The organism is Xanthomonas sp. CFBP 8151, from assembly GCF_011761885.1.
GTDB classification, from domain to species: domain Bacteria; phylum Pseudomonadota; class Gammaproteobacteria; order Xanthomonadales; family Xanthomonadaceae; genus Xanthomonas; species Xanthomonas arboricola_B.
This window is the reverse complement of sequence record NZ_JAASQZ010000001.1, coordinates 859,327-884,949: the sequence shown is the minus strand read 5'-3', so window position 1 is coordinate 884,949 and position 25,623 is coordinate 859,327. Positions and strand designations below refer to the sequence as shown.

Below are 25,623 nucleotides of genomic sequence, written 5' to 3'. Positions count from 1 at the left end.
GGGCGAGCTCGGCTTCAGGGGACGGCAGTGTACGTGCTGGGTCGACGGATGCGTGAGGCGGCTTCTGCACTGCCCGACGACGTGGGAAACTGGGCGCTCACACAGGAGATCGCAGATGTTCATCAAGTTCGGTACCACCCGGATCCGCCTCAACCATATCTCCGTCATCAACGATCCCTTCAATGCAGGCGAAAGCTTCGGGTCATATTGCCACTCGGTCCGGGTCGGCCTGCTCTCCGGCGAAGAAATCTTTGCACGCTTCAATACCGAAAGCGGCGCCGAGCAGCTCTATGCAGAGTTGCTTGCTGCGCTGGAAGGTTGAGCACAAGCCCCACTATGACGCAGCGCGCGTGATGCCCCACGTGCGCTGCGCGGTGCCGACAAGAGCAGCCGGCTATTCCGACCTGCAAGATGCAGGTGGCAAGGCCGGTTTGTCGCACCGCATCAGAGCCGATCGAATTGCGGGCCGTTCCACTGCACTGCTGCCGGCGCTTGCCAAAGACAAGCGTATCGCGACACGTGGCGGATCCTGTCTCAGCATCTGCCGCACGCTAAATGCGGCACGCGCCTGTCCGCAGAACGTCGGAAAAACGTTCCGCCGCTGGCATGCTTGGATCCAGCAACACGCAATGAGACGCAGTTCTTGCGCACGTGTCAGGCCGCTGCGGACGGCTGTCGGGAAATCTCTTCCCCACAATGAATTCAATATAAGCAATTTCAAATACGAGCCTTTAGCTCGTCGCAATCCGGCCGCTAGCTGGGGCAAGACGCTTTGGTGGATGACCCATTCATCGAGCCCCTCCGTTGCACTACCTGGATGCGGTAATGAACACATATCTGCAACGCCTCAATGTCGGCCGTCGCCTGGGCTTGGCCTTTGGCATCCTGATCCTATTGTCGGGCCTGCTTGTGGCCACCGGCCTGGTCACCATGTCCAACGCCCGTTTCGAGCTGGACACCATCGTCAACAGCAACATGGAGAGGATCCAGCTGTCCTCGGAAATGCTCGACGCCAATACCAACGTGGCAATCGGCCTGCGCGATATCGTCATGGTCGCCGGCGACGCAGCCAATCGCCGTGCGATGGACATGATCGAAAAGAACCGCGCCCGCTACAAGCAGGCACACGACGCCTTGGCCGCACTGCCCAACAGCGCGGCTGAAAAGCAGGCGCTCGACCTGGTGCAGGAAAAGCGCGACATCTCGGTCAAGCTCAATAACCAGATTCTCGAATACGGCCTTCGCGATCAGAACCAGCAAGCGCAGGTGTTGCTGCAAGGCGACGCCGCAGCGGCCATGGATGCACAGCAGACGGCGATCCGCGAGAACGCTGCACTGGAGCGCCGCCTCAGCAAGGATGCCTATGCGGCCGCAGTTGCATCGATGCATCGAGGGAAAATCACCCTGGCCACCGGCGGCATCGCCGCACTGGTCATCAGCGGCCTGCTCGCATGGCTGATCACACGCAGCCTGACCCAGCCGCTCAGCCAGGCCACACGCACCGCAGAAGCCATCGCGGCCGGCAACCTGCACAACGATGTGCACACCAACGCTACCGACGAAACCGGCCGTCTGCTCAAGGCCATGGACAAGATGCAGCTGCAGCTGCGCAACCTGATCGCCGCGCAAACCGACATGGCCAGGCATCACGACAACGGCCAGATCAGCTTCCGCATCGATGCGGCGGCATTCCCCGGCGACTACGGCCGCATGGCCAACGACACCAATCTGCTGGTCGCCTCGCACGTTGCAGTGCAGACCGATCTGGCACGCATCATGGGCCGGTATGCGGTTGGCGAACTGTCGGAAGACATGCAGCCGCTGCCCGGCGAAAAGGCCGTCTTCAGCGACACCATGTCGCAGGTCAAACTCAACCTGTCGGCGATGAATCACGAGATCAAGCATCTCGCCCAGGCAGCCGCCAATGGCGACTTCAGCGCGCGCGGCGATGCCGAGCGCTTCCAGTTCGATTTCCGCATCATGGTCGAAAGCCTCAACCACCTGATGTCCACGGCCGACGGCAATCTGCAGTCGCTGTCGTCGTTGCTGCAGTCCATCGCCGCTGGCGACTTGACCGCACGCATGAGCGGCGAATTCCGCGGTGTATTCGCACAGATGCGCGATGACGCCAACACCACGGCCAGTCAGCTGGCGCAGATCGTCGGCAACATCCAGGAATCGGCCGTGTCGATCAACTCTGCGGCCAGCGAAATCGCCGCCGGCAACCAGGATCTGTCGCAACGCACAGAGCAGCAGGCGGCCAACCTCGAAGAAACCGCAGCATCGATGGAAGAGCTGACCTCCACCGTCAAGCAGAATGCCGAAAGCGCACGCGAGGCCAATCAGCTGGCGATCGGCGCCGCACGCGTTGCCTCGCAAGGTGGCGAGGTGGTCGGCAAGGTCGTGGACACGATGACCGGTATCGAGGCCTCGTCCAGGAAGATCGCCGACATCATCAGCGTCATCGACGGCATCGCCTTCCAGACCAATATCCTGGCCCTGAACGCGGCAGTGGAAGCGGCACGTGCCGGCGAGCAGGGTCGCGGCTTTGCCGTAGTGGCCTCCGAGGTGCGCACGCTCGCGCAGCGCTCCTCCGGCGCCGCCAAGGAGATCAAGGACCTCATCGACGACTCGGTGCAACGCGTGGCCGAGGGCTCGGTACTGGTGCACAGCGCCGGCAAGACCATGGGCGAGGTGGTGGCGAGCGTGCAACGCGTCACCGACATCATGGGCGAGATTTCCGCTGCCTCGCAGGAGCAGTCGGCCGGCATCGAGCAGGTCAACCAGACCATCACGCATATGGACGAAACCACCCAGCAGAACGCCGCGCTGGTGGAAGAAGCCACTGCCGCCGCACGCGCAATGGAAGAGCAGGCAGTGCAGCTCACCGATGCGGTGGCGATCTTCAAGATCGACGCACGCCAGGCGCGGCAGTCCGCCACGCGCGCAGCGGAGCCAGTGGCACAGCTGCTGAGCAAGGTCCGCAATGCCTGAGCAAGCGGCCGGCACTGCGCCGTCGATCGGATCGTCGGTGCAGGCACGCTGATGCGACGGTGCGGATGTGCCCGCAGCCATTGACGCTATCGCACAAGAAGAAGCGCCCGTCAGGGCGCTTTCTTCGTTTTATCCCGCAAGCTCCACCGGCATCCGACGCAGACATCTCAGACACCCGTAGCGCGCGCTCAGTGCACACAAAACAACCTGGAAACCAGACACTCGAGCCACCCAAAAGCGCTGGTTTCCAGCGCCATGCCTGGCTACGCTGCGCCGGTCGAAAGAGAGCAGGCCGGAGGGTAGCCCGGCCACCGTCTGCAGCGCAGGTGGCACCGCTCGGCACGCCTTCTCAATCGCAGAAGGATCACCCCTGAACACCAGCATCGACAGTCACGATCTGCATCACCCAATCAACGACAAGCACGCCAACCTGCATGCTCGCGCTTTCGCAAGGGACGCAGGCGGTGACCGGCACGACGATGCCTTATCGCACTGGCGACGAGCCCGTCTCAACGCACGCGTGATCTGGCGGCGGCAGCTCACGCTCCAGGACGGCATGCCGGTGCTGTTGGAAGCCTGGCAGATGCCGCACTCGCTGCGCTGGGAGTGGGAGGCCGTCGACCTGCCGCAGGATCGGTAGCTGTCCGGCGGCAACTGCGATTTGTCGCTGGCGGCAATGCGCGCTGCCGATGCCTGGCCGGCGCTGTGCCGTGACGAGGTCACAGTGCTTGCCTAACACCACGCAGCCCGACAGCGCGTTGAACCGTCTTTCTGCCCCGACGCAGCCCCATGCCGGTGCGGCCGCGCAATAGCCTTGCCATCGCGGCTAGCGCGTGTAGAGGCCGGGACGATAGCGTTCCATCAGCGACTGCGGAGACAGCGGTGGTGTGAAGCCGTAGCGCGCATAGAGACCATGCGCATCGCTGGTAGCCAGGCTGAAACGGCGCAGCCCCTGCAGATCGGGGTGCGCCATGACCGCATCCATCATTACCTTGCTATAGCCCTTGCCCTGGTGCTCGGGCAACACGAACACATCGCCCAGATAGGCGACGGTTGCGTAGTCGGAAACCACCCGCGCAAACGCCACCTGCCCGCCCTCCAGAAACCCGCCGAAGCACAGCGAGTTGGCGATGGAGCGCTGTACCAGAGCAAGCGGGATGTCCCTGGCCCAATTGCTGTGCTGCGCCAGGTAGCGATGGATCAGCGCAACATCGAGCTCGGATTGATCGGTGGAAACGCGCAGCGGCGACATGACAACAACTCCGGCAACAGTGGGCCTCAGGTTAGCGCTTGCGAAGGCGGCAGCAACAGTGCGCACAGCACCAGCATGAATTCTGCGATGGCCGCATCCAGCACACGCCATGCGCGCGGATCGCGGGAGGCCGGCTGCAGCAAACGCGCGCCATAGCCCAGACCGGGAAACCAGGCGATGCTGGCCAGGCACGCACCCAATGCGAATACCCAGCGCAGCTGGCCTGAGTAGCGCGCGGCCAGACTGCCCAGCAACAGCATTGTGTCCAGATGAGACATGCGGGTTGAGAAAGGTAAATGCCAGGCACGCCAGCATGGCGCGCTGCCAGCGTTGCGCACCGGCCTGCGACGGCGTCAACCCGCTGGTGCCACGCCAGGCCCTGCGCGCAGCCATCGCTCCATATGCCGCGAGAAATGCAGCTCCCGCATAGCGAAGTCCCTGCAGCAGCTGCGGCCATCGCGTCACCAGTACGCCGATGCCGGCCACGCGCCCAGCACGATCAGCGCGATATCGCCGAACGCGCAGATGGACGACCAGGACCACACCCTGGAGCTGTTGCGCTCCGGGGCGGTGCTCGGTGCCGTCACCGCCGAGCGCAAACCGTTACAGGGCTGCAACGTGCAAGCGCTGGAAGTGATGCGTTACCACGCCATCGCATCGGCCGCATTCGTTGCGACGCATTTCAAGCAGGGCTCAGCGCAACGGCCCTGGCCCACGCGCCGATGCTGGTGTTCAACCGAAAGGACACGCTGCAAACCCGCGTTGTCCGCCGCATCACCCGCACGCAGGTAGCGCCGCCGATCCACTACCTGCCGACCTCGACCAGCTTTGTCAAAGCGGCCGCACGCCGACTCGGATGGTGCCTGGCGCCGGAATCGATGGTCGTGCCTGCCGTGCGCGACAGGCAGGTGGCCATCATCGACCCGACACGCTGGCGCGATGTGCCGCTGTATTGGCAGTGCGCTGCGGTGCGCTCGAACGCCTTGCAGCAGCTTGGCCAGGCCCTGCGCAAAACAGCGGCTGCGAGCCTGCGCTGAGATCAGCCGTGCGCACGCGAAGCGGGCAGGCAACACCGGAGCCTGAGACAACCAACCGCCGGCAGGACGTCGCACCCGATTGACGTGCAGATGCGGTCGCTACCCTGCCCGCGCACGCTTGGCACAGCCGCGTTGCCTGACATCCTGCTACCGCCGCAGCGATTGCCGGGTCGCCGTGCCACGCCGAGCCTGCTAGCCTTTCCGCCTATTCCGTTGTGATTGCCGATCCGTCATGAAAAAAGCCGTTGTTCTGTTGTCCGGGGGCATGGATTCCGCTGCCGTCATCGCGCTTGCGCAGGAGCAGGGCTTTGCCGTGCATGCCTTGAGCGTGCGCTATGGCCAACGCCATACCTCCGAGCTGGACGCCGCCGCGCGCGTGGCGACGGCGCAAGGCGTCATCGCGCACAAGGTGGTGGACGTGGACCTGCGCAGCATCGGCGGCTCGGCGCTCACCGACGACATCGACGTGCCCGATGCCGGTGGCGACGGCATCCCGATCACCTACGTGCCAGCGCGCAACACCATCATGCTGTCGCTGGCACTGGGCTGGGCCGAGGTGATCGGCGCCAACGACCTGTTCTGCGGCGTCAATGCGGTCGATTATTCGGGTTACCCCGACTGCCGGCCCGAATTCGTGCGCGCCTTCGAAGTGCTGGCCAACCTGGCCACCAAGGCCGGCGTGGAAGGCGCCGGCCTGCGCGTGCATGCACCGCTGCAGTTCCTCAGCAAGGCCGACATCGTGCGTGAAGGCGTGCGCCTGGGCGTGGACTTCGGCCTGACCGTGTCCTGCTACCGCGCCGACGCCGACGGGCGCGCCTGCGGCCACTGCGACGCCTGCCGCCTGCGTGCCGCCGGTTTCGCCGACGCCGGCGTCCCGGACCCCACCCACTACGCCATTTCGCCTTGACGCCGGTGTAGGGTAGAATGCGCACCCCGGCGCACTGCCGGGACAGTGGGCCGTTAGCTCAGTCGGTAGAGCAGAAGACTTTTAATCTTTTGGTCGATGGTTCGAATCCATCACGGCCCACCAATCACATCAGCAACTTGAAGAGCGCCGAAGGCGCTTTTTTTGTGCCTTTGAAAAACTCATCGGAATGGTGAGCGGCCGGGGAAGATGCCCCACAGTCACAAGATTGACCAGATGCTTCGCCTGCCGAAGCCTGTCAACGCAAGAAGCACAACGCTGCGACCACGGCTGCGAATAAACACGGCGAAAGCACTGCACGCGGAGCCAGCAAAACCTGAAACTCCCGCACGTCGCGCTGGGCGATCAGCTGGGCCGATGCGTCTGGCCCTCGGGACTAGTGCGACCAACTAACGCAGTGATCGTCAGGCGGGTACGGACGGCATGCCAGCAACCGCAGCGGAATGTGGCACATGCCGATTGCGGGCGACCGGCTGCGCCCGCCTGCGGGGAGCGCAGGCGTTCTATCGGTCGGGTTTAGCGCCCCGGCTCGTCGTTCCACAGCAGCTTGTGCAGCTGCATCTGGAAGCGTACCGGCAGACGATCGGCCACGATCCAGTCGGCCAGCTGCCGCGGCGTCACTTCGCTCTTGCTGGGCGAAAACCACACCGTGCAGCGGCGGTCCAGCGCATGCGCGGCGACAATCTCGCGCGACCAGTCGTAATCGGCGCGGCTGCAGATCACAAACTTGATCTGGTCGCGTGCGGTCAGCAGCGGCAGATTCTCCCAGCGGTTGCGCAGTTCCTCGCCGGATGCGGGCGTCTTGATGTCGACCACGCGCGCCACGCGCGGATCGACAGCCGACACATCCAATGCACCGGACGTCTCCAGCGAGACATCGAAACCGGCATCGCAGAGTTTCTGCAGCAGCACCAGACAGCGCTTCTGCGCCAGCGGTTCGCCGCCGGTCACGCAGACATGGCGCACGCGGTGGCTGGCCACCTCGGCGACGATCGCATCGATGTCGTGCCATTCACCGCCGTGGAAGGCGTAGGCGGTGTCGCAGTAGTGGCAGCGCAGCGGGCAACCGGTCAGCCGCACGAACACGGTCGGCCAACCGGCGGCCTCGGCTTCGCCCTGCAGGGACAGAAAGATTTCGGTGATCTTCAATCGCGGCAACGGCGACTGGACGATCTCGCTGGGGACGGCGGCGGCGTTCATGGGCAAAGTATGCGTCACGCCCGAAGGCGCGCACGCGCGGGCTCAGCGCAGTTGCTGGCCCAGACGGATGGACTGCAGACGCTCCTGGGCCACGCGCGCTGCGTCGGAGCCGGGATACTGCGATGCGACCTGCTGCAAGGTCTGCTGGGCCTGGTCGTTCTTGCCTTCGCCATACTGCGACAGGCCAAGCTTCAACAGGCCGCCAGCGGCCTTGTCATGCGTGGGATAGCGGCTGACGAGATCGCGGAACTGCGCCTCGGCAAGCTGGAAATTTCGGGTGGCGTAATAACTCTCGCCCAGCCAGTACAAGGCATTGGGGGTGTAGACGCCATTTGGATACAGCTCCAGAAAACTCAGGAACAACTGCGAGGCATCGTCGTACTTGCCGTTCTTCAAAGCATCGAAGGCGACATTGTAGGCAGTGCGCTCCTCGTTGCTAACGGCCAGGGTGCCTGGATCGCCATGCACGCTGGGCGGCTTCTCGGAAGTTGCCGCCGCTGCAGGCCGCGCGGCCGGAGCCGGGGCGGGTGTGACGCTGCCGGTGGGCGATGGCAATGGCGGGGTTGCGCCACCTGCACCTTCCAGCCGATTCAGGCGTCCGTCCAGATCGAGATACTGATCCTTGGACTGCTGCTTGAGTTGTTCGTTGTCGTGCTGCAGTTGCTCCACGGTCGCTCGCAAGCCCTGCAGGTCCGACCGCGCCTGCTGCAGCTGATTGAGGAGATCGTTGTTGGCCTGGCTGTTGGCCTGCTGCTGCTCGAGAACGGCAACACGATCAGCGAGACTGGCTCGCTGCGCGTGCGCCGGCGCGGCGACCACAAGGGCCGCCGCGACGAACAGGGATGTCACTCGAAAGCGCATCGCTTCTTACTGAGCCGTGTACACGATTTCGACGCGACGGTTCTGCGACCAGCAGCTTTCGCTGGTTTCGGTGCAGACCGGACGCTCTTCGCCGTAGCTGACGACGGTCAGCTGGCTGGCGGAACCGCCGGCAGCCTGCAACGAGGACGACACGGCATTGCCGCGACGCTCGCCCAGACCCATGTTGTACTCACGCGAACCGCGCTCGTCGGCATTGCCCTGCAGGGTGATGCGCGAGGAAGGACGGTCACGCAGGTACTTGGCGTGGCACGCCATGATGGCCTGGAATTCCGGCTTCAGGGAGTCCTGATCCAGATCGAAGTAGACAACGCGCTGGCGCAGGCAGGCATCGGTATCCAGGTCGCCCGGGCCGTACAGGCCAGAGGTGGACGGGCCGGTGGGAACGGAGGAACCAGCGGTGGTGTCAGTCGCGGGAGGCGGAGTTTCCTTCACCTTCTTCGAACAACCGGCCAGCACGGCAACGGACAACAGGGAGACAAGCAAGACGCGGGTGGACTTGTTCATGGGATACCTATGGAGGCTCTGGGCCAATGAGTGGTTTAACGCAGCGAAATATTAACATTAATGCGCGGTTCGGTAAGGCCCCCATGCAGGTTCTCTCACATCTCCATCGGCCAGTACCAGACGCTGGCGGACGCGAGCGTCGGCGGATACCGCATAGAGCACCCCGCGACCACCCTCACGTGCGGCGTACAGCACCATGCTGGCGTTCGGTGCGAAGCTCGGCGACTCGTCCAGCGACCCCGGCGAGAGCGTGCTCCAGCTCGGCGAACCCAGGCTGCGATCCATCATGGCGATGCGGTAGCTATTGCCGCTGCCCTGTGCCACGGCAATCTTCTTGCCGTCGAACGAGACGCTGGCGGTGGCGTTGTAGTTGCCCTGGAAGGTCACGCGGTTGGCGCTGCCGCCACTCGCGGCCACTTGGTAGATCTGCGGGCGACCGCCGCGATCGGAGGTGAAGTAGATGCTGCCGCCGTCCGGCGCCCAGGTCGGCTCGGTGTCGATGCCGAAGTGATTGGTCAGCTGGGTCAACTGCTTGCTGCCCAGATCCATGACGTAGATTTCCGGGTTGCCGCTGCGCGACAGTGCCAGCGCCAGGCGGCGGCCGTCCGGCGAGAAGGACGGTGCACCGTTGATGCCGCGGAAGCTGGACACCAGCTCACGCGCACCGGTGGCGATGTCCTGCAGGTAGATCGACGAATTGCCGCGCTCGAAGCTCACGTAGGCCAGCTTCTTGCCGTCCGGGCTCCAGTTCGGCGACAGCAGCGGCTCGGCCGAACGCACGATGGTCTGCGGGTTGTAGCCGTCCGAGTCGGCCACCATCAGCGCATAGCGCATCGCGCCGCCCTTGCCGCTGGCGGTCACATAGGCGATCCGGGTCCAGAACGCGCCACGCACGCCGGTGATCTTTTCGTAGATCGCGTCGGCCATCTGGTGCGAGACATCGCGCATCGCATTGGCACGTGCGGTCATCGCCAGACCGAGCAGGCGCTCGCCCTTGGCCACGTCGAACAGTTCGTACTCGACGCGGTAGGCGCCTTCGCCGGCATCCATGACGCGACCGACCACGATGTAGTTCTGCTTGAGGGTGCGCCAGGTCTGGAACTGCACCTCGGTGCCGCGGGTCGGCTTTTCGACGATCTGCGCGACCGGCAGCGTGCGGAACTGGCCGGAACGGTCCAGGTCGGCGCCGACGACGGCAGATACATCGGTCTGCGGCGCCGTGCCGGAGCCCTGGTACGGCATGGGCACGACGGTGATCGGCGTCGCCGAAGCGCTACCGCCGACGATATCGATGGTGAGCCCTTGCTGCTGCGCGAATGCGCTCAGCGGCAACAACAGGGCGGTCAAGGCAGCTAGCCAACGCAGCGGTTTTTTCATGGACGGCTCGGATCGGGCAGGAAAAGTGTGCAAGGGATACCAATCAGCGAGTGAACATACTCGCAATCGTGAACGAAACAGCGTGAAAGTGGAGCGAGTGGTCAAGCACCGGGCATTCCGTCGGCCAGATGCGTGGGCATGCGTGCGGTGGCGCAGCAATATCCACCCGGCAGAGCGCCACTCAGTCGACCACACCCCGCGAATCTATATCCCAGCCGGGGCGCAGCGCAGGTCATGCGGCCGCGCCCCTGACCTGGGGCTACTAATCCTGCGGGGTGAACACAAACGTCAGGTTGCGCTGGAACACCGATTCGAACCCACGATACGGCAATGGCTGGGCACTCAGCACCGCGGCTTCGATCGAGCGCTGGCCGGCCTCGTCGTAAGGGCAACCCGGCGCCACCTTGGCCTCCATCACCGTGCCACCCGGCAACTGACGGATGTTGATGCTGCACTTCTGGCCCGGCGGCACCGACGGCGGGCGCACCCACTGCGCCAGCACCTTCTGCTGGATCGCCGCGGCGTACTTGGCCGACAGATCGGTATTGGTTCCGCCCTGCCCTGCCGTCGGTTGCGCAGTGGCGGCGGCAGCCGACGAAGCCTGCTGCGCACGCGCGGCGGCGACCTGCCGCAACTTCTGCTCGGCCAGTGCGGCTTCCTTGGTGGCCTGTTCGCGCTGGCGGCGGATGTCTGCGATCTTCTTCTCGCGCTCGGCATCGGCAGCGGCCTGCTGCGCTGCGGCCTGCTTCTTCTTGGCGTCGGCTTCTTCCTGCTGCTTGGCCAGGCGCAGTTTCTGCTCGGCCTCTTCCTGGCGTTTGCGCTCGGTCAGGTCGATCTGCTCCTGACGGCGCTTGGCCTCCTGTTCCTGCTTGGCCTTTTCCGCCGACAGCGCCAGTGCGTCGACGCGGTCCTGGTCGACCTTGTCCGGCTGCGCGACGCGCTCCTGTGCCTGCGCCTGTTGCGGGGTGGGCGCATCCTGCGGACGCGGCTCAGGAATCGGCTGCGGCGGCGGCACGGTATCTTCGGGTGCCGGTTCGGGCAGCGGCGCCGGCGGTGGCGGCGCCTCCACCGGCGTGGCCTTCAGCGCCTGGCGCGCAACCCGCGCTTCGGCCGCGGACACGTCCAGCGAGGCTTCCATGCTGGGGTCGCCCGCTGCCGGCTCGACCGAGCGTTCGGGCGACCACAACCAGCCGGCGATGAACACCAGTGCGACCAGCACGTGCACGACCAGGGCCAGCACGACCGGCCGCAACCAGCCATCCTCGCGCGCCGTCTGAGTGGGGAATGCGTCAGCGTGCATCGCTGCCTGCAGTGCCGCCGGAGTCGGAAATCAGGCCGACCTTCTCGACCTTGGCCTGCTTGAGCACGTCGATGGCGTCCATGATCTTTTGATACGGCGCGGCACGGTCGCCGGCCACGACCACGCGCGCGTCCTTGTCCTGCGCCACGATGGCGGCCAGTTGCGCCTGCAGCGCCGCCACGTCCATCGCCTGCGGCTTGCCCTTGGGCAGCTGCAATGCGAGCTGGCCGTCGGCGGCGACCACCACCACGACCGGATCCTGCTTGCTCTCCAGCGCCTTGGCGCGTGAGCTGGGCAGGTTGACATCGGTGCTCAGGGTCAGCAGCGGCGCGGTCACCATGAAGATGATCAGCAGCACCAGCATCACGTCGATATACGGCACGACGTTGATGTCGGATTTGAGCTTGCGCTTCTTACGGCGGGAAATACCGGAAATCATCGCGGAACGTTCCTATTGATCCCCCGCACATGGATGTGCGGGCTCGTGCGAGGGACTCGCCCATCCAATCCCTCGCATACGTGTGTGCGAGCTGTCGCGAGAGGCTTGCCTGTCCAATCCCTGCGCCGCGCCAGACGCGCGTGTGCGAACGCCCCGCCTGCCACGTCCACGCACCGGAATGTGCGTGCCGTGACGGGGCATTCGCCCGGCTGCCGGCTGGCGCAGGGCATGCGCATTACTCGTCCGCGCCAGCCTGGCGCTGCAGGATCGAGCTGAACTCGTCGGCGAAGGTCTCGTAGCGCACCGACAGCCGTTCCACGCGGGTGGTGAATCGGTTGTAGGCCCACACCGCGGGAATCGCCACGAACAGGCCGATGGCGGTGGCGAACAGCGCTTCGGAAATACCCGGTGCGACCGCGGCGATACCGGCCTGCTCGCCGCTGCTGACCATGTCGTGCATGGTCACCATGATGCCGAACACGGTACCGACCAGGCCGACGTACGGCGCGGTGGAACCGATGTTGGCCAGCAATTCGAGATTGCGCTCGAGCTGGTCGACTTCGCGGGTGAAGGCAGTGCGCATGGCGCGCTGTGCGCCTTCCAGTTGCACCCGCCCGTCCAGCCGGCGGCGGTCGCGCAGGCGAGAGAACTCGCGGAAGCCGCTCTCGAACATCGACTCCAGGCCGCCGACGGTGCGGTTACGGTCGGTGGCCGACGCGTAGAGCTTGGCCAGATCGGCGCCGGACCAGAAGCGGTTTTCGAACTCGTCCGCCTCGCGGTTGGCCTGCTTAAAGGCGCGCGCCTTGCGGAAAATGATCACCCAGCTGATGAACGAGCCGATCAGCAGCAGCAATACGATGATCTTGACCGGGATACTCGCTCGCAGGATCAGATCGACATAGTTGATGCTGCTGTTGTGCGCCACGCTGGCGGTCTGTGCCGCAGCGGCGGCAACGTCCTGCGGTAGTGCTTCCACTACCGTGTCCTGCAGGGCCAGGAGCAATGCAATCGACATCCGTTTGTTCCTCAGTAATCGGATTCTGGGGTTTCTAGAGCTTTCAATACGTCATACAGCGCATCGTCCATCCCGCGCGGGCGGAAGTCGCTGGTACCGAGTGCGGCAATGCGCACCTCGGCGGTCAGCAGCACTTCGCCCTCGCGACGTACCGACTGCGCAAACAGCAGGCTGGCCCGTTTGCATCGCAGCAGTACCGCCGACACTGACAGCGCGTCGTCGAGCCGGGCCGGCTTGAGGAAATCCAGTTGCATCGAGCGGACCGCGAACACCAGGTCGTGCTGCTGGCGCATGCGTTCCTGCCCATAACCGAGTGCGCGCATCCACTCCGTGCGCGCCCGCTCCATGAAAGCAACGTAGCGCGCGTGGTAGACCACGCCCCCGGCGTCGGTATCTTCCCAGTACACGCGTGTCGGCCAACTGAATACAGGCGGGGATTGGGGACTCGGGAGTCGGGAATCGGATGTCATGGGCACGGAATGTTGGTCGAGACGGCCCGGGCGCGCGACGAACGGAGCGTCATTAGAACAAATCTCCCGGCTCGCCGATTGCAGGGGCGCGGTCGCGCGGCGGTTTCAGGCCCAGGTGCAGATAGGCCTTGGTGGTGACCATGCGCCCGCGCGCGGTGCGGATCAAAAAGCCCTGCTGGATCAGGTAGGGTTCGATCACGTCTTCCAGCGTGCCGCGCTCTTCCGACAGCGAGGCGGCCAGCGACTCCACCCCGACCGGGCCGCCGTCGAAGTGGTCGACGATGGTGCGCAGCATGCGGCGGTCAAGCTCGTCGAAGCCTTCCGGGTCGACCTTGAGCATCTGCATCGCCGCCTGCGCCACCGGCAGGTCGATATGCCCTGCCGCCTTGACCTGGGCGAAGTCGCGCACCCGCCGCAGCAGCCGGTTGGCGATACGCGGGGTGCCGCGCGCGCGACGGGCGATCTCGGCCGCGCCCTCGGGCGTGCAGTCGATGCCCAGGATCGCCGCCGAGCGGATCACGATGCGGGTCAGTTCCTGCGGCGAGTAGAACTCCAACCGCTGTACGATGCCGAAGCGGTCGCGCAGGGGTGCGGTCAGCAGGCCGGCACGGGTGGTGGCGCCGATCAGGGTGAACGGCGGCAGGTCGATCTTGATCGAACGCGCGGCCGGGCCGTCGCCGATCATGATGTCGATCTGGAAATCTTCCATCGCCGGATACAGCACTTCTTCCACCACCGGCGAGAGGCGATGGATCTCGTCGATGAACAGCACATCGTGCGGCTGCAGATTGGTCAGCAGCGCAGCCAGATCACCGGCCTTCTCGATCACCGGGCCGGAGGTCGAGCGCAGGTTCACGCCCAGCTCGTTGGCGATGACGTGGCTGAGCGTGGTCTTGCCCAGACCCGGCGGGCCGAAGATGAGCACGTGATCCATCGCCTCGCCGCGCGCCTTGGCCGCTTCGATGTAGATCTCCATCTGCTCGCGCACCGGCTGCTGGCCCAGGTAATCGGCCAGGCGCTTGGGCCGGATGCTCGCATCGGCGGCATCGTCTTCGCGGGTAGCACTGCTGGCGATGATGCGGTCCATTGAAAAGCCGGGAATGGGGAATCGAGAATGGGGAATCGAGCGGACAATAGTAGCGGTTACCGGCACGGCTGGTGCCCTTTTCAGCCGCCGCCGAGTGTCTCGGGCTGGCGCAGGCCGTTGCTCTTCCTATTCCCCATTCCCGTCTCCCGAATCCCAAGGCCGCGACGCTGTCGCGGCCTCAGATCTCCACCTGGGCGCCCAGCTCGACCAGGCGGTTGCCGGGGATGCGGAAGAAGCCTGTGGCCGGGGCGGCGTTGCGATGCATCAGCGCGAACAGCTTGTCGCGCCAGATCGGCATGCCGCGGTTGGCGCTGGCCACGATGGTCTCGCGGCTGGCGAAGAAGGTGGTGTCCATCGGGTCGAAATGGATGCCGCCCTGGTCGCAGGAACGCATCAGCGCCAGCGGCACGTCCGGCGTTTCCATGAAGCCGAAGCGCACATAGACGCGGTAGAACTCGTCGCCGATCGATTCGATCTGCAGCCGCTTGTCCGCCGGCGCATACGGGATCGGCAAGGTGTCGACGTTGAGGAAGATGTTGCGCTCGTGCAGCACCTTGTTGTGCTTGAGGTTGTGCATCAGCGCATGCGGCACGACCATCGGGTCGGCGGTGAGAAACACCGCCATGCCCGGCACGCGCGCCGGCGGGGCCAGCATCAGGCCCGGCAGGAAGCTGTCGATACGGATGCCGTCCTTGCGGATTTCCTCGCGCAGCAGCGCGCGGCCGCGGCGCCAGGTACGCATCAGGGTGAACACCACGATGCCCAGCGCCAGCGGGAACCAGGCGCCCTGCAACAGCTTGGCGCCGTTGGCGATGACGAAGGCCAGCTCGATGAAGAAGAACACCACGCACAGCGGCAGCACCCAGTTGCGCCAGCGCGGCCACAACGAGCGCGCCACCAGCGCCAGCAGCAGGGTGTCGATCAGCATGGTCATCGACACCGAGATGCCGTAGGCCACCGCCAGATTGGTGGAACTGCGGAAGATCAGCACCAGCGCGATCACCATCACCATCAGCAGCCAGTTGATGCCGGGCACGTAGATCTGGCCGATGGTGGTGCGCGAGGTGTGCTTGATCAGCATGCGCGGGATGTAGCCCAGCTGCATCGCCTGGCGGGCCACCGAATAGGCGCCGGTGATGACCGCCTGCGACGCGATCACGGCCGCCAGCGTGGCCAGGATGATCATCGGATACAGCGCCCAGCCTGGCACCGCTTCGAAGAACGGGTTCTTCAGTGCGGAGGGGTGATTGAGCACCAGCGCGCCCTGCCCCAGGTAATTGAGCAGCAGCATCGGCAACACGAAGAAATACCAGCCATGCCGGATCGGCCTGGCGCCGAAGTGGCCCATGTCCGCGTATAGCGCCTCGCCGCCGGTCACCGCCAGCACCACCGCGCCGAGAATGAACACCCCGTGCCAGCCGTGCTCCATGAAGAAGCGGATCGCCCACCACGGATTGAAGGCCTTCAGCACCTCCGGCGCATCGACGATGTTCCAGGCGCCGATCGCCCCCAGCGACAGGAACCACAGGCAGGTGATCGGGCCGAACACCTTGCCCACCTTTTCGGTGCCGAAGCGCTGCACCATGAACACCACCAGCAGCACGACCACGGTGATCGGCACGATGAAGGGATGCAGGCTGGGCGCGGCGATTTCCAGGCCTTCCACCGCGCCCATCACCGAGATGGCCGGGGTGATCACGCCATCGCCGAAGAACAGCGAGGCGCCGAAGATGCCGAGGATGCCGACCACATACGCCGAGCGCGACCCGCTGCGCAGGGTGCGCTGGGTCAGCGCCATCAAGGCCATGATGCCGCCCTCGCCCTCGTTGTCGGCGCGCATGATGATGGTGACGTACTTGAGCGTCACCGTGACCATCAGCGCCCAGAACGCCAGCGACAGCACGCCCAGCACGGTGTCGTGGTCGCTGGTCAGCCCGTAGTGCGGCGAGAACGCCTCCTTGAGGGTGTACAGCGGACTGGTGCCGATATCGCCGAAGACGACGCCAATGGCACCGATGACCAAGGCCATATGGCTATTGGCAGGCGCATGGCCGTGGCCAGCTGCGGAAGTGGGGGTCTGGGACATGAAGTGGGCAGGGTATCGCCAAGTGGCGTGAAGGAGAGGAGGACGGCGCGACCTAACGCAGCGCGGCCTGGAGGGCCTTGCGAATGACCGTGGCGACTTCGTCGCCTTCTGCCCCGGCCTCGCGTGCCATGCGTGCGGCCTCGGCCGGCTTGTAACCCAGTTGCTGCAACGCCACCGTGGCTTCGGACACCGCATCCGGGCCGAGCTGGCCGGTGATCGGCGCGCCACTGCTGAAGTCGGCGGCGCGGTCGCGCAGCTCCACCACCATACGCTCGGCGGTCTTCTTGCCGATGCCGGGGATGCGCGTCAGCGCGGTGATGTCGCCGCTGGTGATCAGGCGGGCGAACTCGTCCACGCTGACCCCGGACAGCACCGCCAGCGCAATCTTGGCGCCGATGCCGGTGACCTTCTGCACGTCGCGGAACAGCCTGCGCTCGCCTTCGCGCAGGAATCCGTACAGCGACACGCTGTCTTCCTTCTGTGCGTAGTGGGTGAACAGGATCACGTCGCGGCCGACATCGGGCAGGTCGTAGAAGGTGCTCATCGGCGCCTCCAGTTCATACCCCACCCCGCCCACATCGATCACCAGCCACGGCGGCTGCTTGTAGGCCAGGAGCCCGCGCAGACGGCCGATCATTGGGCACCGCCTTGGCGGTGCCGGGAATGGGGAATCGGGAATGGGGAATCGCAACAGCGCGCGCTGCTGTGGACTCTGCGTTTGCAATTCCCGATTCCCGATTCCCGAATCCCGATTCTCATTTCTTGCGGCTCCAGGCCTGTTGGGTAGTGACGCCCAGGCGTTGCGCGGTGGCGCGTACGTGGGCGTGGGTGATGGCGACCGCCAGCGCGTCGGCGGCGTCGGCCTGCAGCTTGCCTTTCAGGTTGAGCATGATGCCGACCATGTGCTGGACCTGCACCTTGTCCGCCCCGCCCTTGCCGACCAGTGCCAGCTTGATCTCGGTGGCAGCGTACTCGTGCACCGGCAGATCGCGCAGCACCACCGCGCAGATCGCCGCACCGCGCGCGTGGCCCAGCTTGAGCGCGGAATCGGCGCTCTTGCCCATGAACACCTTCTCGATCGCCACTTCCTGCGGCCGGTAGGTCTCGATCACCTCGCCCAGCCCGTGCAGCAGGCGCTTGAGCCGCTGCGCGAAGTCGCCCTCGCCCAGCAGCACCAGCGGCGCGTGATAGACATGCCGGCTGCGACCGCTCTCGTCGACGTCGATGATGCCGAGCCCGGTGCGTTGGGAGCCGGGATCGATGCCCAGGATGCGGGTCATCGAGCGGCCGGGAATTGGGAGTCGGGAATCGGGAATGGGTAACGCAGCCTCCTGGCGTGCTCGACGCTGCCGAGCAATGCAGGATGCGGCTGTTTCGATTCCCGATTCTCCATTCCCAATTCCCGGCGCTTACGCGCCGAGCGCCGCTTGATCGACGTTCGAATAGACGTCCTGGACGTCGTCCAGGTCTTCGAGCATGTCGAGCAGCTTGCGGACCTGCACGGCGGTGTCGCCGTCCACGGCGATGTCGTTTTCGGCGCGGAAGGTGATTTCGGCGTGCGCCGGTTCCAGGCCGGCGGCGGTCAGCGCCTGCTTGACCTGGGCGAAGGCGTCCGGGGCGGTCAGCACGTCGATGGCGCCGTCTTCCGGGTAGACCACCACATCGTCTGCGCCGGCTTCGATCGCCGCGTCGGTGAGGGTGTCTTCGTCGGTGCCGGCGGCAAAGCTCAGCACGCCCAGGCGCTTGAACATGAAGGCCACCGAGCCGTCGGTGCCCATGTTGCCGCCGCACTTGCTGAAGGCATGGCGCACGTCGGCCACTGCGCGCACACGGTTGTCGGTCAGGCAGTCCACGATCACCGCCACACCGCCGGGGGCGTAGCCTTCGTAGCGCACTTCTTCGTATTCCACGCCTTCCAGCTCGCCGGTGGCTTTCTTGATGGCGCGCTCGATCACGTCCTTGGACATGTTCGCCGACAACCCCTTGTCCACCGCCACGCGCAGGCGCGGGTTGTTGGACGGATCGCCACCGCCGCCGCGCGCGGCGACGCTGATCTCGCGAATGATCTTGGTGAACATCTTGCCGCGCTTGGCGTCGGAGGCGTTCTTGCGGCCTTCGATGGAGGGGCCTCTACCCATGGGTGGTTCCAGACTGGCTTGGATGACAGGGCGCGGATTTTACCTGATTGCTCGCCCGCACCGGGGCGGCGGCGTTCAGTGGCGGAACCGGCCCTGGCGCAGGAAGCGCAGCACCTGCTGCGCGGCCTCGGGCGAGCGCAACAGACCACTGTGGCTGGCCTGCACCACACAATGGTCGCGCAGCCCGGGCAGGCGGGTTTCGGCCAGCGCCACGGTGCCGTCCGAGCCGCCGTCCAGCGGCGCCAGCCAGTGTCCCACCCCGCGCGCGACAGTGCCGGCGATCTGGCCGATTTCCGCCTCGCCCTCCCATTGCACGACACCGTGCTGCAGCAAGGCCGCGCTGCGCCCCAGCGCCCAGCGCCCGCCTCGGCGGGCCAGGCCGCGTGCGGCGGCGCTGCCGCACAACGGCGAGCCCAGACAGACCACGCGACGCACCGGCAATTCGGGCGCGGCGCGCAGCGCCTGCAGCGCGACCAGCCCGCCCAGGCTGTGGCAGACCAGCAACTGCGCGCCGGTCGCCTGCAGGCGTTCGATCAGCCGTGGCACCGCCTGCGCGGGACCGCCGAGCACGCTGGCGTAGCCGAACAATGCGGGCGCCAGACCGTCGACACGCAGTCGACGCGCGAGCGGCAGCAGCCAGTGCGCGGTGTTCCAGATGCCGTGTACCAGCAGCACGTCGGCGGTGGCGGGCGTGTCCCGCTCGCGCAGGATGCGTTGGCGGCGACCCGGAAGGATCGAGGATGCGCCGGACGCGGACGTCATGACCGCGACAGGGCGCCGGCTTCGGGTGAGCGCGACGACGTGCCGGATCTGACGTGGGGCGCTCGCGCGCCAGTCAACGCCACCCGCGCCGGGCCGGCAGGCCGGCAACCGATGGGCGCCGGCGGTCGTGGTCGCACGCCGCATAAGCCGGGCATCGGCGCGCCGTTCAATCGGCCGCAATGCGCGGGGTGCGGCGCAGGATGAATTCGCGGTCGAGGATCTTGCCGACCGGGAAGTCGTACTCGCCGACCTTCTCGAACCCGTAACGGGCGTAGAAGCGCTGCGCACCGAAATTTTCCGACCACACGCCGATCCACAGCGTGCGCGGGCCTTCGCGTTCCAGCCACTCCAGCGCGGTCTCGAACAGGCGACTGCCCCAGCCGCTGTTCTGGTAGTCCTTCAACAGATACAGCCGCTTGAGCTCACCGTCGCCGGGACGCACGTCCTGGTGCGGCAGCCCGCAGGGGCCGGCGGCGGCGTGGCCGACCAGCAGGTTGTCCATCTCCAGCAGCCAGACCGCATAGTCCGGATGCGCCAGCACGATGCGTGCGCGCTCGACCGCATAGGTCTCCTGCAGAAAGCCGTGCAGTTCCTCCTGCGGATACAGGTGCCCGAAGGTTTCGGTGAAGGTCTGCGCAGCCAGCAACGACAAGGCTTCGGCATCGTCCGGTGTGGCGCGGCGGATGCGGGTCATGCGGGCGTCTCGTGCCGGGTGGACGTGGCAGCTTCGCGCATGCGGTGGTGGGGTCGCAAGCGGGGAATCGGGATTCGGGAATCGGGATTCGGGAATCGGGATTCGGGAATCGGGAATCGGGAATCGGGAATCGGAAGAGCATCTGCGATCCGATCCGCGTTTGCGGGTGGGCGCAGGTTTGGACTGCGCGCAGTGCGTTGTTGAGGGCGAGCGCGGGGCGCGGCCCTGCGTCGCGGCTGCGGCAGGCACCGCCGCCGGTGTGGGCATCGATCGTTGGGCCGGGCGCGACGCGCCCGCGGCATCCCTGCATGCGACACGCTGCACGGCCACGCTGGCGTGGCCGTGTGGGTGGCAGGTCAGACCTGCTTGGGGCGTACCTGCACGTGCACCTCGGCCAGCTGGTCGGCGGCGATCGGCGACGGGGCGTCGGTCATCAGGTCCTGCGCGCCGGTGGTCTTGGGGAACGGGATGACGTCGCGGATGGAGTCGGTGCCTGCCATCAGCGCGGCGATGCGGTCGATGCCGAAGGCGATACCGCCGTGCGGCGGTGCGCCGTAGTTGAGCGCATCCAGCAGGAAGCCGAACTTGGCACGCGCTTCCTCAGCACCGATGCCGAGCAGCTCGAACACCGCGCTCTGCATGTCCGGGCGGTGGATACGGATCGAGCCGCCGCCGATTTCGTTGCCGTTGAGCACCATGTCATAGCCCCGCGACACCGCGGTGCGGGCGTTGGCGCGCAGGTCGGCGATGTCGTCCACCGCCGGCGCGGTGAAGGGGTGATGCAGGGCCACGTAGCGCTGCGCCTCCTCGTCCCACTCGAACATCGGGAAATCGGTGACCCACAGCGGCGCCCAGCCATCGGCGATCAGGTTGAAATCCTTGCCGGCCTTCAGGCGCAGCGCGCCCATGAAGTCGGAGACCTTGTTGTAGCCGCCGGCACCGAAGAACACGATGTCGCCGTTGCCGGCCCCGACGTGCCTGAGCAGCGCAGCGAAGGCCTGCTCGCCGAAGAACTTGGCGATCGGCGAGCTGACTTCGCCACTCTCCGACAGCTTGACGTAGGCCAGGCCCTTGGCGCCGTACTTGGCGGCGTGGGCGGCGTATTCGTCGATCTGCTTGCGCGACAGCGTGGCGCCACCGGGGATGCGCAGCGCGGCCACGCGGCCGTCGGCATCGTTGGCGGCGGCGGTGAACACCGGGAACTCGCTGCTCTTGACCAGTTCGGCCACGTCGACCAGTTCCAGCGCGATGCGCAGGTCCGGCTTGTCCGAGCCATAGCGACGCATCGCCTCGGCCCAGGTCATGCGCGGGAACTGCGCGGCCAGTTCGACGTCCACCGCTTCGGCGAAGATGGCACGGATCATGTCTTCGACGAAATCCTGCACGTCACGCTCGCGCACGAAGGCGAATTCCATGTCGAGCTGGGTGAATTCGAGCTGGCGGTCGGCGCGCAGCGCTTCGTCGCGGAAGCAGCGCGCGATCTGGTAGTAGCGGTCGAAGCCGGCCACCATCAGGATCTGCTTGAACAGTTGCGGGCTTTGCGGCAGGGCGTAGAACTCGCCCGGATGCATGCGCGCCGGCACCAGAAAGTCGCGCGCGCCTTCTGGGGTGGCCTTGGTCAGGATCGGGGTTTCGATGTCCTGGAAATCGCGTGCGTCCAGGTGCCGGCGCAGCGCCTGCACCAGCTTGATGCGGGTGCGCTGCATGCGCTGCATTTCCGGACGGCGCAGGTCCAGATAGCGGTACTTCAGGCGCGTCTCCTCGCCCGGGTTCTCGTGCGCGTGGAACGGCAGCGGCGCGGCCTTGTTGAGGATGCTGATGCGGGTGGCGATCACTTCCACCTTGCCGGTGCGCAGCTTGTCGTTGACCGCGTGCCGCGCACGCACCACGCCTTCGACCTGCAGCACGTCCTCGTAGCCGAGGCTGGCGGCCACCTTGAACAGCTCGGCGCTGGCGTCGTCGCCGGCCACCGGTTCCACCGTCACCTGCACGATGCCTTCGTGGTCGCGCAGGTCGATGAAGCACACCCCGCCCAGGTTGCGGGCCACGTCGGTCCAGCCGGCGAGAGTGACGGTTTGGCCGATCAAGGTCTCGTCGACCAGGCCGCAGAAGTGGGTACGCATCGAAAGCTCCGCTGAAAAACCCGACACAGGACAGCGCCGGAGAGCCGGATATTCTGGGGCCGGCGGGCGGCAGGAGCAAATGCGCGGGCGCTCATGGTCGCTTAAGTCAGTGCCCGGCTGAATAGGCGCCAGACCCTTCCGCACCAAGGACGCCACGATGCTGCGCACCGCCCTGCTGCTCTCCGGCTTCGGCCTGATCACCCTGACCGGCCTGCTGACCAGCGCTGCCGCCGCCGCGCAGGACCGCGGCTGGAACGGCCCCAGCATCACCTGCTCCAGCAACGACAACCGTCGCCGCGAGTGCGATACGCCGTTCCGCGGCCGCGCGGTGCTGGTCGAGAACATCTCCGGCACGCGCTGCATCGAAGGCCGCAACTGGGGCAGCGAACGTGGCCGCGTCTGGGTCGACAACGGCTGCCGCGCGCGCTTTGTCGATGGCCGCAACGGCGGCGGCGGTTGGGGCGGCGACAGTGGCCCCGGCGCTGGCGGGGTCGCCGGCACGGTGCGCTGCGAGAGCAACGACCAGCGCCAGAAGATCTGCGACACCGGCTGGCGCCGCGCCATGCTGGTGCGCCAGCTGTCCAACACGCCCTGCGTGGAAGGCCGCACCTGGCGCCAGGACGGGGGCCGGATCTGGGTGGACGACGGCTGCCGGGGCGAGTTTGCTCAGGCACGCGGCGGCGGCTGGGACCGGGATGACGGCGGCTACGGTGGCCGCGACGACCGCCCGCGCAACGATTACGCCATCACCTGCGTCAGCGACGACCGCCGCCTGCGCACCTGCGGCTGGGATGGCCGCTATGGCCGCCCGGTGCTGACCCGCCAGCTGTCCGACACCCGCTGTGAGGAAGGCCGCAGCTGGGGGTACGACGACCGCCGTGCGACGGTATGGGTCAACGATGGCTGCCGGGCACGCTTCGAGGCGCGTTGAGGCGGCGAACGGGCGCGCCGCACGCGGCTGAGGACGGGGATCACGGCGTCGGCACTGCCGGCGTTGTGGCGCGCCGGTCCGGCTCAGGCAGGGTCGGACGCAGGCTTGGCAGCGGGCTTGCTCTCGGCGGCGGGCGCCGGCTTGGCATCGCCACCGGCGCTGCTGCTCTCGGTGAGGTTCTTCTTCTTCTCGCCCGCCGACTTGAAGTCGGTTTCGTACCAGCCGCTGCCGGACAGACGGAACGCGGGCGCGGTGATCTGGCGCTTGATCGTGGCCGCCGCACAGGCCGGACAGGTCTGCGGATCGGGGTCGGCCATCTTCTGCAGGCGGTCGAAGGCGTGACCGCAGGTGGTGCACTGGAAACCGTAGATGGGCATGGCAGGATCAGCTGAAGACGATGCAGGGGCGCAGATTCTAGACGGATGCGGGCAGGCAGGTGCAGTGGTCTGCCCATGCGGTTGACCACGCGTGGGCGTGTTGCGGGCGAGAGACATCGATCGATGGTCGCTGCGTTACGACTGCACGCCAGGTGCGCACGTTCAGTACCGCAGTTCTCATCGGCAGATACACGAAGTTGAGGCGTCCGCGCGCATGCCGAAGAATGCCGATCTACGTATCGAGTGGTCATCAGGTCGGCATGACCGCGCGAATTGCGCAGACAGCCGGGGCAGCCATTTGCACGCCAGAAACCCTCGTTTCGCATCGACCTGACACCACATCAGCCGGCATCGGGAGCCGCAGGCCAGGTCGCTGCAATCAGGCCGCACGACCCGGGCTGCTACACTCGAACACGTGATCGACGTGCCTCTTCCCCCACGAGGACCGCATCCATGTTGCGGCTGACTGCCTTATTGCTGGGCGTTGCCCTGTTGCTGACCGGCAGCGGGCTGCTCGGCACCTTGCTGGCCGTGCGCGGTGGCCAGGCCGGCTTCGATGCGCGTGTGCTGGGCCTGATCATGTCCGGGTATTTCGCCGGCTTCTTTCTCGGCACCTTTTTCGCACCGCCGCTGATCCGGCGCATCGGGCATATCCGCGCATTCGCCTTCTACGCCGCGCTGGCGGCGATCGCGGTGCTGCTGCATCCGATCTGGTTGAACGCCTGGGGCTGGGGCGTGCTGCGCCTGGTCACCGGTGCGGCACTGGTCGGCCTGTACACGGTGATCGAAAGCTGGCTCAACGCCGAGCCGGATGCGCGTCGGCGCAGCCGGGTGTTCTCGGTGTACATGGCGATCAATCTGTCGGCGTTGGCGCTGGGCCAGATATTGCTCACTGCAGGCGATGCGGGCGCATCGGCGATGTTCACGCTGACGGCGATCCTGATCTGCGCGGCGGTGATGCCGGTGATGACCACGCGCCTGATTCCGCCCGAAGTACCGCACGTCTCGCGTCTGCGCCTGAAAACGCTGTACGCGTTGGCGCCGGTGGCGACCATCGGCGCGGGGCTGTCGGGTCTGGCGATGGGGGCGTTCTGGGGCTTGTTGCCGGTGTACGCCAACCGCATCGGACTGGATGCCGATGGCGTGGCCATGTTCATGCTCACCGCCATCATCGGCGGCGCGGTGTTGCAGTGGCCGATCGGGCGCATCAGCGATGGCCATGACCGGCGCATCGGGCTGGTCACGATCAGCGTGCTGGCGGCAGGCATTGCGATCGCCGCCGCGGTGCCGATGGTGCAGGCGCAGACCACCCTGTTGTTCGTGCTGTTCTTCGTGTACGGCGGGTTGGCGTTCTCGCTGTATCCGTTCGCGGTGGCGCACATGCTCGATTACCTGCCGCGCGAGGATCTGCTCTCCGGCTGCAGCAGCCTGCTGCTGGTGCATGGCGTGGGCGCGGCGATCGGACCCGCCCTGGCCGGTGGCGCGATGCAGAAATTCGGACCTGCGGCACTGCCGGTGTATTTCGCGGTGATGCTGCTGGCGCTGTCCGGATTTACGTTGACACGCTTGCTGCGCTTCACGCGCCGCCGCACCCATCCGATCTCGTTCCGCCCGATGCTGCGCACCACACCATCGGCGCTGGAGTTGATGCCGGAAACGCAGCAGGCCGAAGCACCGCCGCACGCCAAGAGCGGCTAGCACACCTGTTTCGCTGTCGTCAGTCGCTGCGCTGCTGATCATGTGATCTGCGGCGTTGCTGTAGGGGCCCCTTGCCTGCCCACCATCGCGGGGGGGGGGGGGGCGCTGAAAGGCGGAGCAGATGGTGGACGACTTTGTGGATGGATCAGCTATGGAGCGGTCGATCTGCCGCTTGGCTGCAAGGCCCTTGCCCGCCCACCATCGCAGGACACGCCGCAAGTACGTCCTTGTAGGCTCTTACGCGGCATCCATGCCGCGTAAGGTCCCACGACGGTGAGCGGACAAGGACCAGTCAAGGTAGCCGGTGTGCATGGTTAAGAGCAGTGCGTGAT

General features: G+C 66.1%; 23 protein-coding genes, 1 tRNA gene and 2 pseudogenes. 7 read left to right on the top strand and 19 right to left on the bottom strand.

Features of this window, described 5'->3' with window-relative positions; translation table 11 throughout:
- Positions 1-115 precede the first annotated feature (115 nt).
- Entirely contained in the window at positions 116-322 is a 207-nt protein-coding gene (locus FHT08_RS03725; protein WP_104536055.1) for a hypothetical protein, read from the top strand.
- Positions 323-825: 503 nt separating this feature from the next.
- Entirely contained in the window at positions 826-2,994 is a 2,169-nt protein-coding gene (locus FHT08_RS03720; RefSeq protein WP_166774332.1) for a methyl-accepting chemotaxis protein, read from the top strand.
- Between the two features lie 826 nt (positions 2,995-3,820).
- Here FHT08_RS03720 and FHT08_RS03715 read toward each other — a convergent pair.
- Both FHT08_RS03715 and FHT08_RS03710 read right to left on the bottom strand, forming a co-directional pair.
- A complete protein-coding gene (locus tag FHT08_RS03715; RefSeq protein ID WP_104536057.1) occupies positions 3,821-4,246 on the bottom strand; it encodes a GNAT family N-acetyltransferase in 426 nt (141 codons plus the stop codon).
- A gap of 26 nt (positions 4,247-4,272) precedes the next feature.
- Positions 4,273-4,776: pseudogene (locus FHT08_RS03710) on the bottom strand (LysE family transporter); the annotation flags it as partial.
- Between FHT08_RS03710 and FHT08_RS03705 the strand changes: the two are divergent.
- The 3 genes and pseudogenes from FHT08_RS03705 to FHT08_RS03695 form a co-directional block, all read left to right on the top strand.
- Positions 4,769-5,283: pseudogene (locus tag FHT08_RS03705) on the top strand (LysR substrate-binding domain-containing protein); the annotation flags it as partial. The pseudogenes FHT08_RS03710 and FHT08_RS03705 sit on opposite strands and share 8 nt — an antisense overlap.
- Before the next feature lie 232 nt (positions 5,284-5,515).
- Positions 5,516-6,190 (top strand): 7-cyano-7-deazaguanine synthase QueC, encoded by a 675-nt coding sequence (gene queC, locus FHT08_RS03700; RefSeq protein WP_104536058.1) that lies wholly within the window; start codon positions 5,516-5,518, stop codon positions 6,188-6,190.
- A gap of 47 nt (positions 6,191-6,237) precedes the next feature.
- Positions 6,238-6,313: transfer RNA gene (locus FHT08_RS03695), tRNA-Lys, on the top strand.
- Positions 6,314-6,724: 411 nt separating this feature from the next.
- On the opposite strand, the gene queE is transcribed toward FHT08_RS03695, so the two are convergent.
- The 16 genes from queE to aspS form a co-directional block, all read right to left on the bottom strand.
- On the bottom strand, positions 6,725-7,408 hold the full coding sequence (gene queE / locus FHT08_RS03690; RefSeq protein WP_047127026.1) for a 7-carboxy-7-deazaguanine synthase QueE: 684 nt from the start codon (positions 7,406-7,408) through the stop codon (positions 6,725-6,727).
- 42 nt (positions 7,409-7,450) lie between these two features.
- On the bottom strand, positions 7,451-8,269 hold the full coding sequence (gene ybgF, locus FHT08_RS03685) for a tol-pal system protein YbgF (protein ID WP_047127027.1): 819 nt from the start codon (positions 8,267-8,269) through the stop codon (positions 7,451-7,453).
- Positions 8,270-8,275: 6 nt separating this feature from the next.
- Positions 8,276-8,794 (bottom strand): peptidoglycan-associated lipoprotein Pal, encoded by a 519-nt coding sequence (pal, locus tag FHT08_RS03680; protein ID WP_016904129.1) that lies wholly within the window; start codon positions 8,792-8,794, stop codon positions 8,276-8,278.
- A gap of 57 nt (positions 8,795-8,851) precedes the next feature.
- Positions 8,852-10,171, bottom strand: coding sequence for a Tol-Pal system beta propeller repeat protein TolB (gene tolB / locus FHT08_RS03675; RefSeq protein ID WP_104536059.1), 1,320 nt, complete (start codon positions 10,169-10,171; stop codon positions 8,852-8,854).
- Between the two features lie 262 nt (positions 10,172-10,433).
- On the bottom strand, positions 10,434-11,471 hold the full coding sequence (tolA, locus tag FHT08_RS03670) for a cell envelope integrity protein TolA (RefSeq protein ID WP_104536060.1): 1,038 nt from the start codon (positions 11,469-11,471) through the stop codon (positions 10,434-10,436).
- Positions 11,461-11,910 (bottom strand): protein TolR, encoded by a 450-nt coding sequence (gene tolR, locus FHT08_RS03665; RefSeq protein WP_016904126.1) that lies wholly within the window; start codon positions 11,908-11,910, stop codon positions 11,461-11,463. The genes tolA and tolR overlap by 11 nt, the downstream gene beginning before the upstream one ends.
- 235 nt (positions 11,911-12,145) lie before the next feature.
- Positions 12,146-12,925 carry a protein TolQ gene (tolQ, locus tag FHT08_RS03660; RefSeq protein WP_016904125.1) on the bottom strand — a complete coding sequence of 260 codons (780 nt, stop codon included), beginning with the start codon at positions 12,923-12,925 and terminating at the stop codon, positions 12,146-12,148.
- A gap of 11 nt (positions 12,926-12,936) precedes the next feature.
- Positions 12,937-13,395, bottom strand: a complete 459-nt coding sequence (gene ybgC, locus FHT08_RS03655) for a tol-pal system-associated acyl-CoA thioesterase (protein WP_104536061.1) — start codon at positions 13,393-13,395, stop codon at positions 12,937-12,939.
- Between the two features lie 52 nt (positions 13,396-13,447).
- On the bottom strand, positions 13,448-14,482 hold the full coding sequence (gene ruvB, locus FHT08_RS03650) for a Holliday junction branch migration DNA helicase RuvB (protein ID WP_104536062.1): 1,035 nt from the start codon (positions 14,480-14,482) through the stop codon (positions 13,448-13,450).
- Positions 14,483-14,660: 178 nt separating this feature from the next.
- On the bottom strand, positions 14,661-16,568 hold the full coding sequence (locus FHT08_RS03645; protein WP_166774331.1) for a potassium transporter Kup: 1,908 nt from the start codon (positions 16,566-16,568) through the stop codon (positions 14,661-14,663).
- A 52-nt stretch (positions 16,569-16,620) separates the two neighbouring features.
- Complete coding sequence (ruvA, locus tag FHT08_RS03640; protein ID WP_016904121.1) at positions 16,621-17,205, bottom strand: Holliday junction branch migration protein RuvA; 585 nt, start codon at positions 17,203-17,205, stop codon at positions 16,621-16,623.
- Between the two features lie 118 nt (positions 17,206-17,323).
- Positions 17,324-17,848 carry a crossover junction endodeoxyribonuclease RuvC gene (gene ruvC / locus FHT08_RS03635; protein ID WP_047127032.1) on the bottom strand — a complete coding sequence of 175 codons (525 nt, stop codon included), beginning with the start codon at positions 17,846-17,848 and terminating at the stop codon, positions 17,324-17,326.
- A gap of 129 nt (positions 17,849-17,977) precedes the next feature.
- On the bottom strand, positions 17,978-18,706 hold the full coding sequence (locus FHT08_RS03630) for a YebC/PmpR family DNA-binding transcriptional regulator (protein WP_024940614.1): 729 nt from the start codon (positions 18,704-18,706) through the stop codon (positions 17,978-17,980).
- A gap of 75 nt (positions 18,707-18,781) precedes the next feature.
- Positions 18,782-19,468 carry an alpha/beta hydrolase gene (locus tag FHT08_RS03625; RefSeq protein ID WP_243848941.1) on the bottom strand — a complete coding sequence of 229 codons (687 nt, stop codon included), beginning with the start codon at positions 19,466-19,468 and terminating at the stop codon, positions 18,782-18,784.
- Between the two features lie 166 nt (positions 19,469-19,634).
- Positions 19,635-20,162: an N-acetyltransferase gene (locus FHT08_RS03620; RefSeq protein ID WP_047130453.1), complete on the bottom strand. Its 528-nt coding sequence runs from the start codon at positions 20,160-20,162 to the stop codon at positions 19,635-19,637.
- A gap of 356 nt (positions 20,163-20,518) precedes the next feature.
- On the bottom strand, positions 20,519-22,285 hold the full coding sequence (aspS, locus tag FHT08_RS03615; RefSeq protein ID WP_166774330.1) for an aspartate--tRNA ligase: 1,767 nt from the start codon (positions 22,283-22,285) through the stop codon (positions 20,519-20,521).
- A gap of 157 nt (positions 22,286-22,442) precedes the next feature.
- On the opposite strand from aspS, the gene FHT08_RS03610 reads away from it, so the two are divergent.
- Positions 22,443-23,216 carry a DUF3011 domain-containing protein gene (locus FHT08_RS03610; protein ID WP_166774329.1) on the top strand — a complete coding sequence of 258 codons (774 nt, stop codon included), beginning with the start codon at positions 22,443-22,445 and terminating at the stop codon, positions 23,214-23,216.
- A gap of 83 nt (positions 23,217-23,299) precedes the next feature.
- On the opposite strand, the gene FHT08_RS03605 is transcribed toward FHT08_RS03610, so the two are convergent.
- The gene (locus FHT08_RS03605) at positions 23,300-23,593 is read right to left on the bottom strand and encodes a zinc ribbon domain-containing protein (RefSeq protein ID WP_047127036.1); all 294 of its coding nucleotides are present in this window, start codon (positions 23,591-23,593) and stop codon (positions 23,300-23,302) included.
- Positions 23,594-24,046: 453 nt separating this feature from the next.
- Between FHT08_RS03605 and FHT08_RS03600 the strand changes: the two genes are divergently transcribed.
- Positions 24,047-25,291: an MFS transporter gene (locus tag FHT08_RS03600; RefSeq protein WP_047127037.1), complete on the top strand. Its 1,245-nt coding sequence runs from the start codon at positions 24,047-24,049 to the stop codon at positions 25,289-25,291.
- The last annotated feature ends 332 nt before the right edge of the window (positions 25,292-25,623 follow it).